Here is a 15,285-nt window from a genome sequence, read left to right as displayed (position 1 = left end):
GGCTCGCGGTCTGGTTCAACGCGGGACACCCCGCAGCCGGGTCAGAATATCCACCTGATCTATGAAATACAACACGTCACGAGGCGGTGCAGTGTTGAGCCGCAAGGACGCAACTTCGGACTCACCCGCTTGACACCCAGCCAACCCGGAGTAGGGTTGAGTCATCTCGACGCAAGTCCGAGCAGACTTCACCCGCACCAGCAGAAGGAGCACCAACACATGGGACGTGCAGTAGGCATCGACCTCGGAACCACCAATTCGGTCGTCAGCGTGCTCGAGGGCGGCGAGCCCACGGTCATCGCGAACGCCGAGGGCCTCCGCACCACGCCGTCGATCGTCGCCTTCACGAAGGACGGCGAGGTGCTCGTCGGCGAGACCGCCAAGCGCCAGGCCGTCACGAACGTCGACCGTACGATCGCCTCCGTCAAGCGCCACATCGGCACCGACTGGAAGGTCGACATCGACGGCAAGCAGTACACGCCGCAGGAGATCTCGGCCCGCACCCTCGGCAAGCTCAAGCGCGACGCCGAGCAGTACCTCGGTGAGGACGTGACCGACGCGGTCATCACCGTCCCGGCGTACTTCAACGACGCCGAGCGTCAGGCCACGAAGGACGCCGGTGAGATCGCCGGCCTCAACGTCCTCCGCATCATCAACGAGCCGACCGCCGCCGCGCTGGCGTACGGCCTCGACAAGGGCAAGGAAGACGAGCTCATCCTGGTCTTCGACCTCGGTGGCGGCACGTTCGACGTCTCCCTGCTCGAGGTGGGCAAGGACGACGACTTCTCCACGATCCAGGTCCGTGCGACCGCCGGTGACAACCGCCTCGGTGGCGACGACTGGGACCAGCGCATCGTTGACTACCTCGTGAAGAAGTTCAAGGACGAGCACGGCGTCGACCTCTCGACCGACAAGATCGCGAAGCAGCGCCTCAAGGAAGCTGCCGAGCAGGCGAAGAAGGAGCTCTCGTCGCAGATGTCGGCGAGCATCCAGCTCCCGTACCTGACGCTCACCGCCGACGGCCCGCTCAACCTCGACGAGACCATCTCGCGCGCCCAGTTCGAGCAGATGACCTCCGACCTGCTCGACCGTACGAAGAAGCCGTTCAACGACGTCATCAAGGAGGCGGGTGTCTCGGTCAGCGACATCGCCCACGTGGTGCTCGTCGGTGGTTCGACCCGCATGCCCGCCGTCGCCGAGGTCGTCAAGAGCCTCACGGGCGGCAAGCAGCCGAACCAGGGCGTCAACCCGGACGAGGTCGTGGCCGTCGGCGCCGCGCTGCAGGCCGGTGTCCTGAAGGGCGAGCGCAAGGACGTCCTCCTCATCGACGTCACGCCGCTGTCGCTCGGTATCGAGACCAAGGGCGGCCTGATGACGAAGCTCATCGACCGCAACACCGCGATCCCGACGAAGCGGAGCGAGACCTTCACGACCGCCGACGACAACCAGCCGTCGGTCGCGATCCAGGTCTTCCAGGGCGAGCGCGAGTTCACCCGCGACAACAAGCCGCTCGGCACCTTCGAGCTGACCGGCATCGCCCCGGCTCCCCGTGGCGTCCCGCAGGTCGAGGTCACCTTCGACATCGACGCGAACGGCATCGTGCACGTGTCCGCGAAGGACAAGGGCACCGGCAAGGAGCAGTCGATGGTCATCTCCGGCGGCTCGTCGCTGCCGAAGGAGGACATCGAGCGCATGGTCCGCGAGGCCGAGGAGCACGCTGCCGAGGACAAGGCCCGTCGTGAGGCGAACGAGCGTCGCAACCAGGCCGAGCAGCTCGTGTACTCGATCGAGAAGCTCATCAAGGAGAACGACGACAAGCTCCCCGCGGACGTCAAGTCCGAGGTGCAGGGCGACGTCGACTCCCTGAAGTCGGCACTCGCGGGCGAGGACGACGACGCAGTGAAGGCCGCGTTCGACAAGCTCAACGAGTCGCAGGGCAAGCTCGGTCAGGCGATCTACTCGCAGCAGGACGCGGGTGCCGCGGCCGGTGGCGAGCAGCCCGCCGGCGACCAGGCGACGCAGGACGACGAGGACATCGTCGACGCCGAGGTCGTGGACGACGAGGACGACAAGGACAAGAAGTAACGATGCCGAACCCTGAGGACAACGCACCCAAGGGCAACGTGCCGGAGGACGAACCCCAGGTCGAGGGCGACGCCACGAACGCGGCCGAGCCCGAGGACCTCATCGAGGCGGAGGGGCCCGACGTCGAAGTTCCGACTGACGGCCCCGCCGCCGGGGGCCCGGCAGCAGACGCGGCGAACGACCTCTCCCCGGAGGACGAAGCGCTGCTCGCCGACGCCGCTCGCGGCATCGCCGAGGACAAGCTGAGCACCGAGGACCGCGACCTCGTCGCCGAGATGCGTGCGGACATGCTCCGTGCGCAGGCCGAGCTCGTGAACTTCCGGAAGCGGGTCGAGCGTGACCGTGAGGCGAACCGCGAGGTCGCCATCGCAGAGGTCGTCCGGGCACTCCTGCCGGCGCTCGACGACCTCACCCGCGCCGAGGCCCACGGCGACCTCGCCGAGGGGCCGATGCAGGTCATCGGCCAGAAGATCCGCGGCGGCTTCGAGAAGTTCAAGCTCGTGCAGATCGGCGAGAAGGGTGAAGCCTTCGACCCGAACATCCACGAGGCGATCGTGCAGCTGCCCACGCCGGGAGCGACGGCGCAGACCGTGGCGGACGTCGTCGAGCCGGGCTACAAGCTCGGCGAGCGCGTCCTCCGTGCGGCCAAGGTCGCGGTCGCGGTCCCGGCCTGACCGCGGGAAGGAGGTAGGGATTCATGGCCAGTCAGGACTGGTTCGACAAGGACTTCTACAAGGTCCTCGGCGTCGACAAGACGGCGAGCGACGCTGAGCTGAAGAAGACCTACCGGAAGCTCGCGCGGCAGTACCACCCGGACTCCAACCCGGGAGACGCTGCAGCCGAGGCCCGCTTCAAGGAGATCAGCGAGGCCTACTCGGTGCTGTCCGACAAGGAGCAGCGCCAGGAGTACGACCAGGTCCGCGCCATGGGGTCCGGGGCCCGCTTCACCGCGGGTGGCCCGGGCGCCCAGGGCGGCTTCGAGGACGTCTTCGGCGGCATGTTCGGTGGTGGCGGCGGCGGACAGCGCGTCCGGTTCGGGCAGCCGGGCAACGGACGCGGCGGACCCAGCGGCTTCGAAGACATCCTCGGCGGCATGTTCGGCGGCGGCGGCTTCGGTCAGTCGAACGGCGGATACCGCGGCTTCGGCGGGCCGTCGAAGGGCGTGGACGTCACGGCGTCCACGACGCTCGACTTCGCGACCGCGATCGCCGGCGACACCGTCAAGCTCTCGCAGGGCAACGGCCGTCCGGTGAACGTCCGGATCCCGGCCGGGGTCGCGGACGGGCAGAAGATCCGCCTCCGCGGGCGCGGGCAGCCGTCGCCTGACGGCGGTGAAGCCGGTGACCTCGTGGTCACGGTCTCGGTCCGGAAGCACCCGGTGTTCGAGCGCGACGGACTCAACCTCCGCGTGGACGTCCCGGTGACGTTCGTGGAGGCGGCGCTCGGCGCGACGATCCAGGTCCCGACGCTCGGCGGCGAACCCGTCAAGCTGCGGGTCGCGCCCGGTACCCCGTCGGGTCGCGTCCTGCGGGTCAAGGGTCGCGGCGTCGCCAGCAGCAAGGGCACGGGAGACCTGCTCGCCACCGTGCAGGTCGCGGTGCCCTCCCACCTGTCGGACAAGCAGCGTGAGGCCGTCGAGGCACTCGCGGCTTCGCTGCCCGCCGAGGACCCCCGCGAGGACCTCCTCGCCAAGGCGCGCGGCTAGCGCGCTGCAAAAACCCGGCTTGGAGGCCCGGCGCGGCTTCCTGACGGACGCTCGCCGGGCCTCCAGGCTGGGTTCCAGACCACGTGGTGAACGGAAGGGGCGGTTGATGACCGACATGGACGAGAACTCGCCCGTCTTCGCCATCGCCATGGCTGCCGAGCTCGCCGAGATGCACCCGCAGACCCTGCGGCAGTACGACCGGCTCGGCCTCGTCGTGCCCGGGCGGACCCGCGGTGGCTCGCGCCGGTACTCCATGCGGGACATCGCGCAGCTGCGGGAGATCGCACGGCTCGGATCCGAGGGCGTCTCGCTCGAGGGCATCCGGCGGGTGCTCGAGCTGGAGAACGAGAACCGTGCGCTCCGCGCACGGGTGTCCGAGCTCGAGACCGCCCTCGCCGACCAGCTCATCAACCGGCCGGGAGCGCGCGTCTTCGCCGCGTCGGCCACCGGCGGCGCCGTTCCCCTGCGCGCCGGCGTGCGACCGCAGCGGAACACGCAGATCGTCCTCTGGCGTCCGCCGCACTAGGACGCACTGGGTAGGGTGGCGCCGTGCCACCGGACCTCGCCGACCTCTTCCGCCGTCGCGACGACGACGCGCCGGACCTGATCACGATCGACGGCACCGACCGTTTCATCCTCGACGAGGCGCCGCACGTCCACGGGGACGCGCTCCGGCAGCCGGGCGAGGTCGCCGTCGTCGACGACCGCAACGGCGTGCTCACGCTCGGGATCATCACCGTGCACGGCGCATCGGACGTCCGGGTCGTCCAGGACTCCCTGGTCGGCGTCCGCGCACTCGAGGCCAACGCCGGTGTGTTCGGTCGGCGAGGATTCCACCACCCCGACTCGCTCGAGCGGGCGTTCACCGACGCGCGGCTCGTCCTGCTGCGCCTGTCGAAGTCGAACGACCGACTCGACGAGATCGCCCGCGCGGTCGCCCGGTACGCGTCGCCCGACGTCGTGCTGTTGTGCGGCGGGGTCTCGAAGCACATGAACCTCGGGCAGAACGACGTCCTCCGCCGGTACTTCGGCGAGGTGACGGCCTCCCGGGGACGCGGCAAGTCGCGGCTGCTCGTCGCGCAGGATCCGCTCCGCGCCTCGGCCGTCCGCGCCGACACGTCGAACCCGTGGCCACGGTCGGTGCACAACGACGAGCTCGGACTGACCCTCGTCGCGCACGGCGGCGTCTTCGCCGGGACCTCGCTCGACCAGGGCACGCGCGTGCTCCTCGACGTCATGCGTGACGCTGTCCCCACTGCTCGGACTGCGGTCGACCTCGGGTGCGGGAACGGCGTCATCGCGGTGTCGCTCGCGCGGCAGCGCGGGGGCATCAAGGTCATCGCGACGGACGTGTCGCAGACCGCGGTGGCGTCGACGAAGGCGACCGCTGCGGCGAACGGCGTCGGTGACCGCGTGCAGGTCGTCCGCACCGACGCGGGCGACGAACTCCCGGACGGCTGCGCCCAGCTCGTCCTGTGCAACCCGCCGTTCCACGCGGACACCACGGTGACCACCGACGCAGCCGAGGCCATGTTCCGGAACGCGGCCACGATCCTCCAGTCCGGCGGTGAACTGTGGTGCGTCTGGAACTCGCACCTGCGGTACCGGCCAGCACTGGAGCGCGCCGTCGGGCCGACGCGTCAGGTCGTCCGGACGCCGCGGTTCACGGTGACCGCGTCGCGGGTCGGCTGATCACGCCGCGTCCGCACCGCGGAACAGCGCACCCCGCAGCACGCCGCCGAGCCGCTCGGAGTACGCGTTGGTGAGGTGACGCTCGTCGACCCTGACCAGGAGATCCCCGGCGACCACGGGGCAGCGATCGTCAGCGCAGAACCAGTCGACGACGTCGATCACCGCCGCGTCGGACCGCCCGGCCACGGCCGCTTCGTTGGCCGCGACCAGCATCCGGCCCGCCGCGCTCGGGGTCGTCGTGCAGTGGTCGACACCGTTTCGACGCGTCGCGCATGCTGCGGGGTCTGCTCCGATGGGCGGGGCCCCGAGCAGGACCGTGCGCCCCGCCGCGCCGCGCACGTCGTCGAGGAGCCTCCGGGTGCTGGCCTCCCAGCGCTCACCGGCCTGATCGCCGTCTGCGTCCAGCGTGCGGGAGAACGCCTGCTCGTCGTTCGCGACGATGAGGAGGTCGGGACGCACTCGTCCGACCTCGGCTCGCATCCGAGTACGAGCGTGCTCGCACAGGCCGTCACCCGTCAGCGTCGGCGTCCGGCCGGCATCGGCAGGTGCGCAGGAAGCGAAGCCCAGTGCCCGCACCTCCCACCCTCGGTCGGCGAGGGCGCGGCGCACTGCGGGGACCCATGACATCGCGATGGAGTCCCCGATGACGAGTGCTCGCCGACCCGAACCGGGCGTGGTGCAGGTCCTGGCCCGGTCGACCGGACTCGTCAGCTCGTTGCGGCAGCCGGAGACACTGCTCATCTCGGGAGCGAACTCCGTCGTGAACGCCGAGTCCAGTACGGAGCTCACGTCGTCGCGGACCGGGTCGTGGAGCAGCGCGGCGCGCAGCTCCTGCGCCGTCGCGCTCGTCGCGGAGCGGGCCTCGCCGGCGAGCCCGAGTCGTGCAGCCGCGGCTTCGGGTCGCGTCGCCGCCGGCAGGGCGACCTGTGCGATCGTGGCGGCGACGAGCAGCGGGGCCGTTGCGCCCACCGCGACGAGTCGGCGTGTCCGCGCAGGCCGTCGTGCGCGACGACGGCGCACCGGCAGCGGTCGTCCGGCGAAGGGACGCTCCACCCATCGGTAGGAGAACGCCGCCAGCGCAACGGCGAGGAGCACCGCGACCACCGGGGTCCACTCCTGCTCGGGGAAGACCGAGCGCAGGAAGACCAGGACCGGGAAGTGCCAGAGGTAGAGCGAGAACGAGATCCGACCGACGAAGCGCACCGGCCGCCATCGGAGCGCAGCGGTGACGCCGACCGGGGCACGGTCGCCGCCGACGATGACCAGGGCCGTGCCGATGACGGGAGGGACGACCGCCGGGAGCGGGTTCGTGACCGACGCGGGGACGAGCACGGCGCTCGACAGGACGAGACCGAGCCCGGCGACGACCGCGGCGCCGGCCATCCGTGGGCGGGGTGACACGGCGAGGGCGGCGACGAGCGCGCCGGCAGCGAGCTCCCACGTCCGCACGACGGGGTCGAAGTAGACCCCGGTCCCATCGCCCCGGACGACGGCCCAGGCGACCGAAGCGACCACGGCGGCCAGAGCGATCCGGGCCACCAGTCTCCGCGCTGCCACCCGCTTCCCCCACACCGCCGCCGTCGCGATCACGAGCAGCGGCCAGACCGCGTAGAACTGCTCCTCCACCGCGAGTGACCAGTAGTGCTGGAGGGGCGACACGGGACCGCCCTCGGCGAAGTAGGACGTCCCCGTGACGATGAGGTGCACGTTCTCGACCGAGAGCAGCGACGCGACGGCATCCAACGTGAGCGCGACGGCACGGGGACGGAACCAGAGTGCCCACCCGGCCGCGACCGTGACGAGGACCACGAAGACCGCCGCCGGGAGGATGCGTCGGGCACGCCGGATGATGAACGCGGCGTAGTCGATCCGACCCCCGGCTCGGATCTCGCCCACGAGACCGCGCGTGATCAGGTACCCGGAGAGGACGAAGAACACGTCGACACCGATCCACCCACCTCGTGGCACCGAGAACGCATGTTGTGCGACGACGAGGGCGACCGCGAGCGCGCGGAGCCCCTCGAGTTCCGGCCGGAAGGAGGACGACATGCAAACATAATATTTTGTATGCATTACATCTGCAAGGCCACCCTTGGGCCCACGTCGACTCGCTGATATACTGATATGCGTTATGACAACTCGGATGCCCTCCTTCGTCCCCCGCCTCCTCGCCTACCCCATGCACGGACAGCGCAAGCTCGTCGCCGAGGGGTACCGCACGCGGGACGGTCACCTCATCGAGTGGTTCGGTCGCCTGACCGCGGACCACGGCGGCGTCGGTGTCGTCAGTCGTCCGGACCCTGCCCTGCTGCCCACCCGTCCGGTCGACACGACCCGGGTCGCCGCGGGCACCCGCCCCGTGACTCCCCGATCCCTCCGAGTGCCGGACCTCCGGGACCGACGTCGATGGTGGGTGACGTCCGCGACGGCGTACCCCACGCTCCCGAGCAGTGTCCGAGGCGTCCCGGCAGTCGTGTGGAACCCCTTCGTGGCGACGGCAGCGAGCGCGCGCAACCCGTTCGACAACGGCACGGTCGTCATGGACCTCCTCGACGACTGGACGAAGCACTTCGCCTTCGCATCGATCCGGGCCGAGGTCGAGAACGCGTACCGGGAGGCGTTCGACCGTGCGGACCACGTCACGGCGAACGCAGAGGGCACGGTCGCCCTCGCTCGTCGTTTCGGACGTGACGACGTCGTCCTCCTGCCGAACGGGTGCGACCCCGAGCGGTTCTCCACGGAGCAGCGCGCCGCGGGGCCGATGCGGGTCGGTTACGTGGGCAAGATCGGCCACCGACTGGACCTCCAGGGCATCCTCCGGACGGTCCGAGCCCTGCCGGACGTCGAGTTCGTGTTCGCCGGCCCGGTCCTCGACCGTGAGTACCGCGCCCCGCTGGACGCCGCTGCGAACGTCCGCCTGCTCGGAGACGTGCACTACGACGACGTTCCCGAGCTGCTCACGACGTTCGACGTGGGGTGGGTGCCGCACAACGTCGGCGCATTCGAGGTCGGCGGCGACATCATCAAGACCTACGAGTACCGAGCGGCCGGACTGCCGACGCTGTCCACGCCGGTCGACGGCGCCGGACGCCGCGGCATCGACGGGGTCACCGCGCTCCCGATCGAGGACCACGCATCGACGCTCCGACGTTGGACGACCGGAACGGGACCCCGCGTCCCCCGCATGCCGACGTCCATCCCCCGCAGTGCGACCTGGCAGCAGAAGGCGGGCGCGATCCTCGAGCTGGTCGGCGCGTGAGCGTCGTCATCGTCGCTGCACCGCTCATGGCCCGCAGCGGCGTCTACCACTCCACGATCGACCTCGTCCGTACCGCGCGTGCCTCCGGTGAGGACTGGCGAGCCCTCATCGCCGTCCGCCCCGGCGCGGGGGGCGCCCGGACGAGACAGTCCGGTGTCACCGAGGTCGACATCGCGGAGCGGGGGGCCGCGTTGCTCTCGGCACTCGACGAGCTCCTTGCACGGCACGTCGACCCCGGCGACACGGTGATCACGATGGTGCCCCAGAGCGACATCGCGGCTTCCCGGACGGACATCCCGGTCCGACACGTCGCCTGGGTCCGTGGCCTCCCGTGGCCGGGCACCGGCGAGCAGGGCCGAGTGCGGTCAGCCGTGCTCCGACACCTCGAGACCCGGGCGCTCCGTCGTGCGGACGACGTCTGGGCGACGTCACCCCTGCTCGCCGACCAGATCCGGAGCGCGCGTGACGCCGTGATCGTGCCCGCTGGCGTCCCCCTCCTCGACCGGTCGGACGACGGGTCCGCGAGTGGGCCACTCCGCTGGGCCGGACGACTGTCCGTCGAGAAGGGCCCGGCCGAGTTCGTCGAGATCGTCCGGCGGACCGGATTCGATGCGACGGTCCACGGCGAGGGCCCGCTGCGCGAGAGCCTCCTGCGGGGCGCCCCTCCGACGATCCGCTGGGAGGGCTGGGCGGATCCGCGGTCGATCTGGTCCGGTTCCGGCACCGCCCTGTGCACCTCGCACCGTGACGCCTTCGGTCGGAGCCCGGTCGAGGCAGCGAGCGCCGGCCTCCCGGTCGTGCTCAGCGACCAGACCGGCGTCGCGCCCTTCCTCTTCACAGACCGCGAGCTCTCCGACCGCTTCGTCCTCCCGGTGACGGCGACCGACGCATGGGTGGACGCGGTTCGATCGCTCGCGACCGATGCAGCGCTCCGCCGTCGCGTGTCGGATCACGTCCACGCCAACGCGCAGGGGTTGTCGATCGAGGCGTCGTTCCACGCCGCTCGAAAGCATCTCACTTGATTGCACAACCCGTTCGCGCGTGTGATACTTGATACATCAATCCGTCGACCTGTGAGGACCGATGACCTTCCCCGACTTCGTCCGCGTGATCCGCCGCTCGTGGCTCCTCGTTGTGGCACTGAGCACCCTCGGACTGGCGGGCGGTGCCGCCCTGACGCTCTCCGCGACCCCCCTGTACTCCTCGACGACGAAGGTCTTCGTGGCCGTCCAGTCGACCGGCACCACGACCAGCGAGCTCGTGCAGGGCAACAGCGCGGCGCAGCAGAAGGTGTCGTCGTACATCGATGTCGTCACCACGGCGAGCGTCCTCCAACCGGTCATCGACGAACTCGACCTCGACGAGAGCGTCGCGGCGCTCGCCGGCCGGGTGACCGCAGCCTCGAAGGTGAACACGGTGGTCATCGACATCACCGTCCAGCACCCTGACGCCGCGACGGCCGCGAAGGTCGCCGGCGCAGTCGGGTCGAGCTTCGCCAAGGTCGTCACCGAGGACCTCGAGACACCCACCTCCGGTGGCCCCTCACTCGTCCGGATCGGGACCATCGAACCCCCGGTCGTCCCGACCACCCCGACCTCGCCCAAGCTCACCACGAACCTCGTCCTCGGGCTCACGGTCGGACTGGTCCTGGGGATCGCCGCCGCCCTGATCCGCAGCACACTCGACACCAAGGTCCGCACGCAAGAGGACGTCCGGGCCGTGACGGAGCTCCCGGTGCTCGGAGGCATCGGCTTCGATCCCGCCGCCACCAAGCAGCCACTGATAGTCCACGTCGATCCGCGGAACCCGCGCGCCGAGTCGTTCCGCACGCTCCGGACGAACGTGCAGTTCGTCGACCTGGACGACACGGTCCGGAGCTTCACGATCACGTCGTCCCTCCCGTCCGAGGGCAAGTCGACGACCGCCGCGAACCTGGCGATCGCGATGGCCGAGAGCGGCGTCCGGGTGATCATCGTGGATGCGGACCTCCGACGACCCCGGCTCGACGACGTGCTCGGCGTCGAGGGGGCTGCCGGCCTGACCGACGTCCTGATCGGCCGCGCCGAACTCGACGACGTGATCCACCCGTGGGGGTCCGGCGGGCTGCACGTCCTGCCGGCGGGCCGCATCCCCCCGAACCCGTCCGAACTGCTCGGCAGTGCTCGGATGCGCGCACTCGTCGATCACCTGTCGACAGCGTTCGACTACGTCATCATCGATGCTCCGCCGCTCCTGCCGGTGACGGACGCCGCACTGCTCGCGCGCCTGACGGACGGTGCGCTCGTCATCGCTGCGGCCGGCCGCGCCTCCCGGAACCAACTCCGCGTCGCGCTCGACGCACTCGCGAGCGTCGGCGGACGCACCCTCGGGTTGGTCATGACGATGCTGCCCACGAAGGGTGCGGGCTCGTACGGGTACGGCACGTACTACGCGTACTACGGCAGGGGGGGCTCAGCGGTCGACTTCTCCGCTGTCCCTCGTACCGGCGGACGCCGCGCCGCGCGGAGCTGACACCTCCTCCCGACCCGACCGGCCGTTCCACCGCACCACCGGGTGGGACGGCCGGTTCGTCGTCCTCGGCACATCCGGTGATCGACGGATCCGGTCGGGGACGGGCCGGCCGCTGGAGAGGCCGACACTCGATCGGCCGACGGCGTCGGGCGTCCCGGAGACCGATCAGCAGGCTCGCCGCTCACTGCCGCTGCGGTCGAAGGTTGTCGTCGACACGCGAACGGCGCGTGCCGAGGTCGGCTGCTCGGAGCCCACCGGACAGGATCGGGCCGCCGGATTCTGACCTGGGGAGCCGCCGGATGCCGACCGAGGGAGCCGCCGGGTGCCGACCTGGGGGCAGCAGCCCAGTCCGGGTGACGGCTGCCCGACGGCGACACGATCGGTGACGCCGCCGGCCACATCGGTGTGAGAGCACGAGGCAACCCTGACGTCGGCGCCTTCGTCCGACTGTCACCCTGCTTCGGGCACTCGACGACGGACCTCGTCGACGTCGGCGTCACCCGCCGGCGGGAGGGCGAGCACGATCGCCAGGAGTGCGAACATGACGAACCACCCAAAGTAGTCGAACGAGAAGAGCATGACCGCGAGGAAAGCGAGCAGGCCGCGTTGCACCGTCGTCCCGCGGACCCAGCCCACGACGAACAGGGCGATCACGAGGACCGCCCCGACGATCCCCTCCGTGCCGAGGGTGGTCACGAGCTGGTTGTCGATGATCATGAAGCCGTCCTGTGGGAAGAACCCGCGGCGGTAGAGGTCGAACTCAGATCCGAACCCCGAACCGAACAGGCTCTCGAGCGGTGCACGGGTGAGCAGCAGCGGCACCGACTCGATCGAGCTCGCCCGGTTCGTGTAGGACCCGGACCCCACGAGACGGGCGACCCCCGCCGCGATCCCACTCGCGAACACGATGCCACCGACCACGGCCACCGAGATGACGGCGAAGACCCGGACGACGGCCCCCGGGCGAGCGCTCCACAGCAGGACGACGACGCCGATGACCACGCCCAGGAGGACGCTGCGGCTGCCCGACAGGATGATCGCGACGACGAACAGCACGATCAGCGCCCAACGACGGACCGGAGCGTGCCGCGGATCGCGCGCGATGACGATCAGCAGGGCCGCCCCGATCACCGATCCGAAGGCGATCGGGTGGCCCAAGGAGCCGGACACCCGGACCGGGTTGCCCGGGAGGAGCGGATTCTGCAGCACGGAACTGCTGCCGTCCGCGCGGAGCTTGAAGCCCCACGGGATCGGCGTCTTCGTGATCGCGAACTCCGCGATTCCCAGGGTCGCCTCGAGGGCGGCGATGCCGACCAGTCCGCCGAGGAAGAACGACCGGTCGTGGTCACCGAACCGCGCAACGCAGACGAATCCGGTGACAGCCACGAGCATGAGCTTCGCGAAGCCGGTCAGGCCGGCCGGGAACGCGACAGCGGTGGTGATGAGGACCACAACGCCGAAGACGCACATCAGGAGGAGTGCGGGCCGGACCGACGGCGGCACGGGGCGCGTCCCCGGGATCACGATGCCGAGCGCGAAGAGTGCGGCCGCGCCGAGCTGCGCGACGTCCTGGACCGTTTCCGGAGCGGTGGCCGTACCACCGGCCACGAGCAGTCCGACGGCGACGAGTGCGACGAACCCGCGGCGCCGGTCCGGTCGGACCACGATGAGCGCACCGGTGAGCCCTGCCGACCCGACGAGGAGCAGGACGAGTGCGATCATGCAGGCGCCTCCGCTCGCCGGTGTCCCCGATGGACGAGCGACAGGGCCGCCCACTGGACGACGATACCGCCGAGCTCCGATGCCACGAGCGCCAGGACGACACCGGGCACACCGGATGCGATGGCCGCCAGGGGAACCCCTGTCAGCCCGATCGCCGCGGACACGACGGCGGCACTGCTGGTCGCACCGGCGCGGCCCCCGGCCACGAGGGCGAGTCCGAAGCCACGAGAGACGCAGATGACCGCGACGAGCACGCCACCGAGCATGCCGAGGTCTGCCGTCACCTCGACGGTTCCACTGAAGAGCACCGGTGCCACCAGCGGCATGGCGATGCCGTACACCGCGCCGGCCAGCACTCCCAACACACTGTTCATCACGACGGCCATGAGCGATCGGCGAGCACGCAGTGCAGGGTCGTCCACGGCGACCCACGCTTGCAGCCGCTGTGGGAGGGCCGTGAGGAACTGCAGACCGAGCCGGAGCGGCCGATCGAGCGCCGCGTACAACGCGACGAGGTCCGGCGCGATCCAAGCCAACAGCGGTGTGGGCATCGCTTTGTACACGGTCGCGACGCCGCGGCCCGCGACGAGGACCCACTGCGCGCGGAGCGTCGCCCCCACGGCGCGGAAGGCGGTCGGTCCGGGCACGAGCGGCAGGCCGACGAGCGGAGCCGCGAGCAGCAGCGGGAGCAGTGCCGCGGCGAGCAACGCCGCTCCGTACAGCTCGAGCGGACCGCCACCGGAGATGCCGAGTGCGGCGAGGGTGACGAGGACGGTGCGGGGCAGACTCTCGACGAGGAGGGTCAGGTGCGGCCGGTTCAGCCCGGTGAAGTACCAGGAGGGGCTGAGCGCGCCAGCGCAGACACCGACCGCCAGCAGACCCGCTGCGAGGCGGTGGGACGACGCGAGGGACGCTGCGAGCACCCCGCATCCGAGCGCAAGCGGCGCGACGACCACCAGACGTGCGGCGAGGGCTCGTTCGTAGCAGGAGCGCGCGGCCTCGGGACGACGGGCGACCTCCTGCGGACCGACGATGTTCCACCCGAGTTCGCCGATCACCGCCCCGACCAGACCGACGGACAGGCCGATCGCGACCCCGGACCAGCCGACCGCACCGTGGCGCGCCGTCACCGCCGGGATCACCAGCAGCGGGGCGACGGCGGCCAGGAGCGGGACGAGCACGTACAGCGCGAGCAGACGGGCGCGACGCAGCTGCCGGAGCATCAGCTGCCCTCGTTCCGGAGCTGCTCGGCGAGCCGCCGGTACGCCGTTCGTGTGTACTGCTCGAGCCGCTCGTGCGCCGTGGACGTGTCGGTGGTCCGTGACGCGGCTGCGACGATCGCTTCGGCCGCTCGGACCGGTTCGCCGCGTCCGACGATGACGAGCTGGTCGCCGACGACGTCGTGCAACTCCCGGACTGCGGGCCCGTCCCCGGTGACCGTCGTCTTCCCGCACGCCAGACCCTGCCACACCTTGTTCGGGACGACGTCCCGCGCCTTGCGGGAGTCGCCGAAGACGCCGAGGACCACGTCGTGCGCGGTGATCTGCCGGACCAACTCCGCCTCGGGAACCGGGTCCAGGAACTCGACGCAACCGGCCAGACCGAGCGTGCGCACACTCCGCTCGATCGTCGACCGGTCGAGTCCGTCGCCGATGAAGGTCGCAGCCACGGCACGGTGCCGGACGAGCTCGGCGAGGATCCCGACGATCTCCGGGACCCCGTGCAGCGGGAGGTAGTTGCCGTAGTAGAGGACGCGGAGCGGGGCTCGGTCCGCGTCGGGTGCCGCTGCGGGACCGACTCCGGCGCGAGGCGTCGCGGACGGTCGGGCCCAGGAGGGCGCGCCGACCGGGAGCGCCAGGACCGGTCGCCCGTGCATCGCCGCGAGGCGGGCGGCCCGCGGCTGCGTGTCCGTGAGGCAGAGGTCCGCGAGGCGAGCCGCGAGGGCGTCCTGCACGGCGAGGCGACGAGCGGTGGAGCTCTTCGGGTGCACCTTCCGCCAGTCCTCGACGACGGTTTCGTGGAGCCCCACGAAGTGGTCGACGACGAACCGTGCACGCCGCAGCCGAGCGACAGCCCACACGAGCGGGGCGTGGGTGAGGCGGAACTCGGAGAGGACGATGACGTCGGCACCACGCGACGCACGCCACAGGTCGACGACCTCCTGGACCGCGCGGCGCAACCGGCTCCCGGAACGGCGGCGTTCGAGGACGGTCACGTCCGCACCGAGCTCGGCCGACAGGAACGCTCGGATGCGCTCGTTCCTCGGGTAGGCGGGGTCGTGCACCCCGTACTGGACGACTCGCACCGGGCT

12 protein-coding genes are annotated in these 15,285 nt (G+C 70.7%); 8 read left to right on the top strand and 4 right to left on the bottom strand.

Annotated elements, in window-relative coordinates; translation table 11 throughout:
• The first annotated feature begins 219 nt into the window (after positions 1 to 219).
• The 5 genes from dnaK (at position 220) to NS184_RS00770 (ending at position 5,482) form a co-directional block, all read left to right on the top strand.
• Entirely contained in the window at positions 220 to 2,085 is a 1,866-nt protein-coding gene (gene dnaK, locus NS184_RS00790) for a molecular chaperone DnaK (protein ID WP_058724227.1), read from the top strand.
• Between the two features lie 2 nt (positions 2,086 to 2,087).
• The gene (locus NS184_RS00785; RefSeq protein WP_083513333.1) at positions 2,088 to 2,759 is read left to right on the top strand and encodes a nucleotide exchange factor GrpE; all 672 of its coding nucleotides are present in this window, start codon (positions 2,088 to 2,090) and stop codon (positions 2,757 to 2,759) included.
• Positions 2,760 to 2,782: 23 nt separating this feature from the next.
• Positions 2,783 to 3,790 carry a DnaJ C-terminal domain-containing protein gene (locus NS184_RS00780; RefSeq protein ID WP_058724226.1) on the top strand — a complete coding sequence of 336 codons (1,008 nt, stop codon included), beginning with the start codon at positions 2,783 to 2,785 and terminating at the stop codon, positions 3,788 to 3,790.
• A 115-nt stretch (positions 3,791 to 3,905) separates the two neighbouring features.
• Positions 3,906 to 4,316, top strand: coding sequence for a heat shock protein transcriptional repressor HspR (locus NS184_RS00775; protein WP_058724262.1), 411 nt, complete (start codon positions 3,906 to 3,908; stop codon positions 4,314 to 4,316).
• 23 nt (positions 4,317 to 4,339) lie between these two features.
• Positions 4,340 to 5,482, top strand: a complete 1,143-nt coding sequence (locus tag NS184_RS00770) for a class I SAM-dependent methyltransferase (RefSeq protein WP_058724225.1) — start codon at positions 4,340 to 4,342, stop codon at positions 5,480 to 5,482.
• On the opposite strand, the gene NS184_RS00765 is transcribed toward NS184_RS00770, so the two are convergent.
• Positions 5,483 to 7,531 carry an acyltransferase family protein gene (locus tag NS184_RS00765; protein WP_058724224.1) on the bottom strand — a complete coding sequence of 683 codons (2,049 nt, stop codon included), beginning with the start codon at positions 7,529 to 7,531 and terminating at the stop codon, positions 5,483 to 5,485. It lies immediately after the preceding gene.
• Between the two features lie 94 nt (positions 7,532 to 7,625).
• Between NS184_RS00765 and NS184_RS00760 the strand changes: the two genes are divergently transcribed.
• The 3 genes from NS184_RS00760 (at position 7,626) to NS184_RS00750 (ending at position 11,252) form a co-directional block, all read left to right on the top strand.
• Positions 7,626 to 8,741, top strand: a complete 1,116-nt coding sequence (locus tag NS184_RS00760) for a glycosyltransferase (protein WP_206556237.1) — start codon at positions 7,626 to 7,628, stop codon at positions 8,739 to 8,741.
• Positions 8,738 to 9,763, top strand: coding sequence for a glycosyltransferase family 4 protein (locus tag NS184_RS00755; protein WP_058724222.1), 1,026 nt, complete (start codon positions 8,738 to 8,740; stop codon positions 9,761 to 9,763). Before NS184_RS00760 ends, NS184_RS00755 begins: the two co-directional genes overlap by 4 nt.
• A 61-nt stretch (positions 9,764 to 9,824) precedes the next feature.
• Positions 9,825 to 11,252, top strand: a complete 1,428-nt coding sequence (locus NS184_RS00750) for a polysaccharide biosynthesis tyrosine autokinase (protein WP_058724221.1) — start codon at positions 9,825 to 9,827, stop codon at positions 11,250 to 11,252.
• A gap of 450 nt (positions 11,253 to 11,702) precedes the next feature.
• Here NS184_RS00750 and NS184_RS17630 read toward each other — a convergent pair whose 3' ends face one another.
• Genes NS184_RS17630 through NS184_RS00735 form a run of 3 tightly spaced genes read right to left on the bottom strand, consistent with a single transcriptional unit; the run spans position 11,703 to position 15,279 of the window.
• Positions 11,703 to 12,974: a hypothetical protein gene (locus NS184_RS17630; RefSeq protein WP_058724220.1), complete on the bottom strand. Its 1,272-nt coding sequence runs from the start codon at positions 12,972 to 12,974 to the stop codon at positions 11,703 to 11,705.
• The gene (locus tag NS184_RS00740; RefSeq protein WP_058724219.1) at positions 12,971 to 14,197 is read right to left on the bottom strand and encodes a hypothetical protein; all 1,227 of its coding nucleotides are present in this window, start codon (positions 14,195 to 14,197) and stop codon (positions 12,971 to 12,973) included. Before NS184_RS00740 ends, NS184_RS17630 begins: the two co-directional genes overlap by 4 nt.
• Positions 14,197 to 15,279, bottom strand: coding sequence for a glycosyltransferase (locus tag NS184_RS00735; RefSeq protein ID WP_058724218.1), 1,083 nt, complete (start codon positions 15,277 to 15,279; stop codon positions 14,197 to 14,199). Before NS184_RS00735 ends, NS184_RS00740 begins: the two co-directional genes overlap by 1 nt.
• Positions 15,280 to 15,285: the final 6 nt, after the last annotated feature.

Source organism: Curtobacterium luteum (genome assembly GCF_001475545.1).
Classification (GTDB): Bacteria; Actinomycetota; Actinomycetes; order Actinomycetales; family Microbacteriaceae; genus Curtobacterium; species Curtobacterium luteum_A.
Note: the sequence above shows the minus strand (reverse complement) of the source record. Positions and strands in the feature narration are given on the sequence as shown.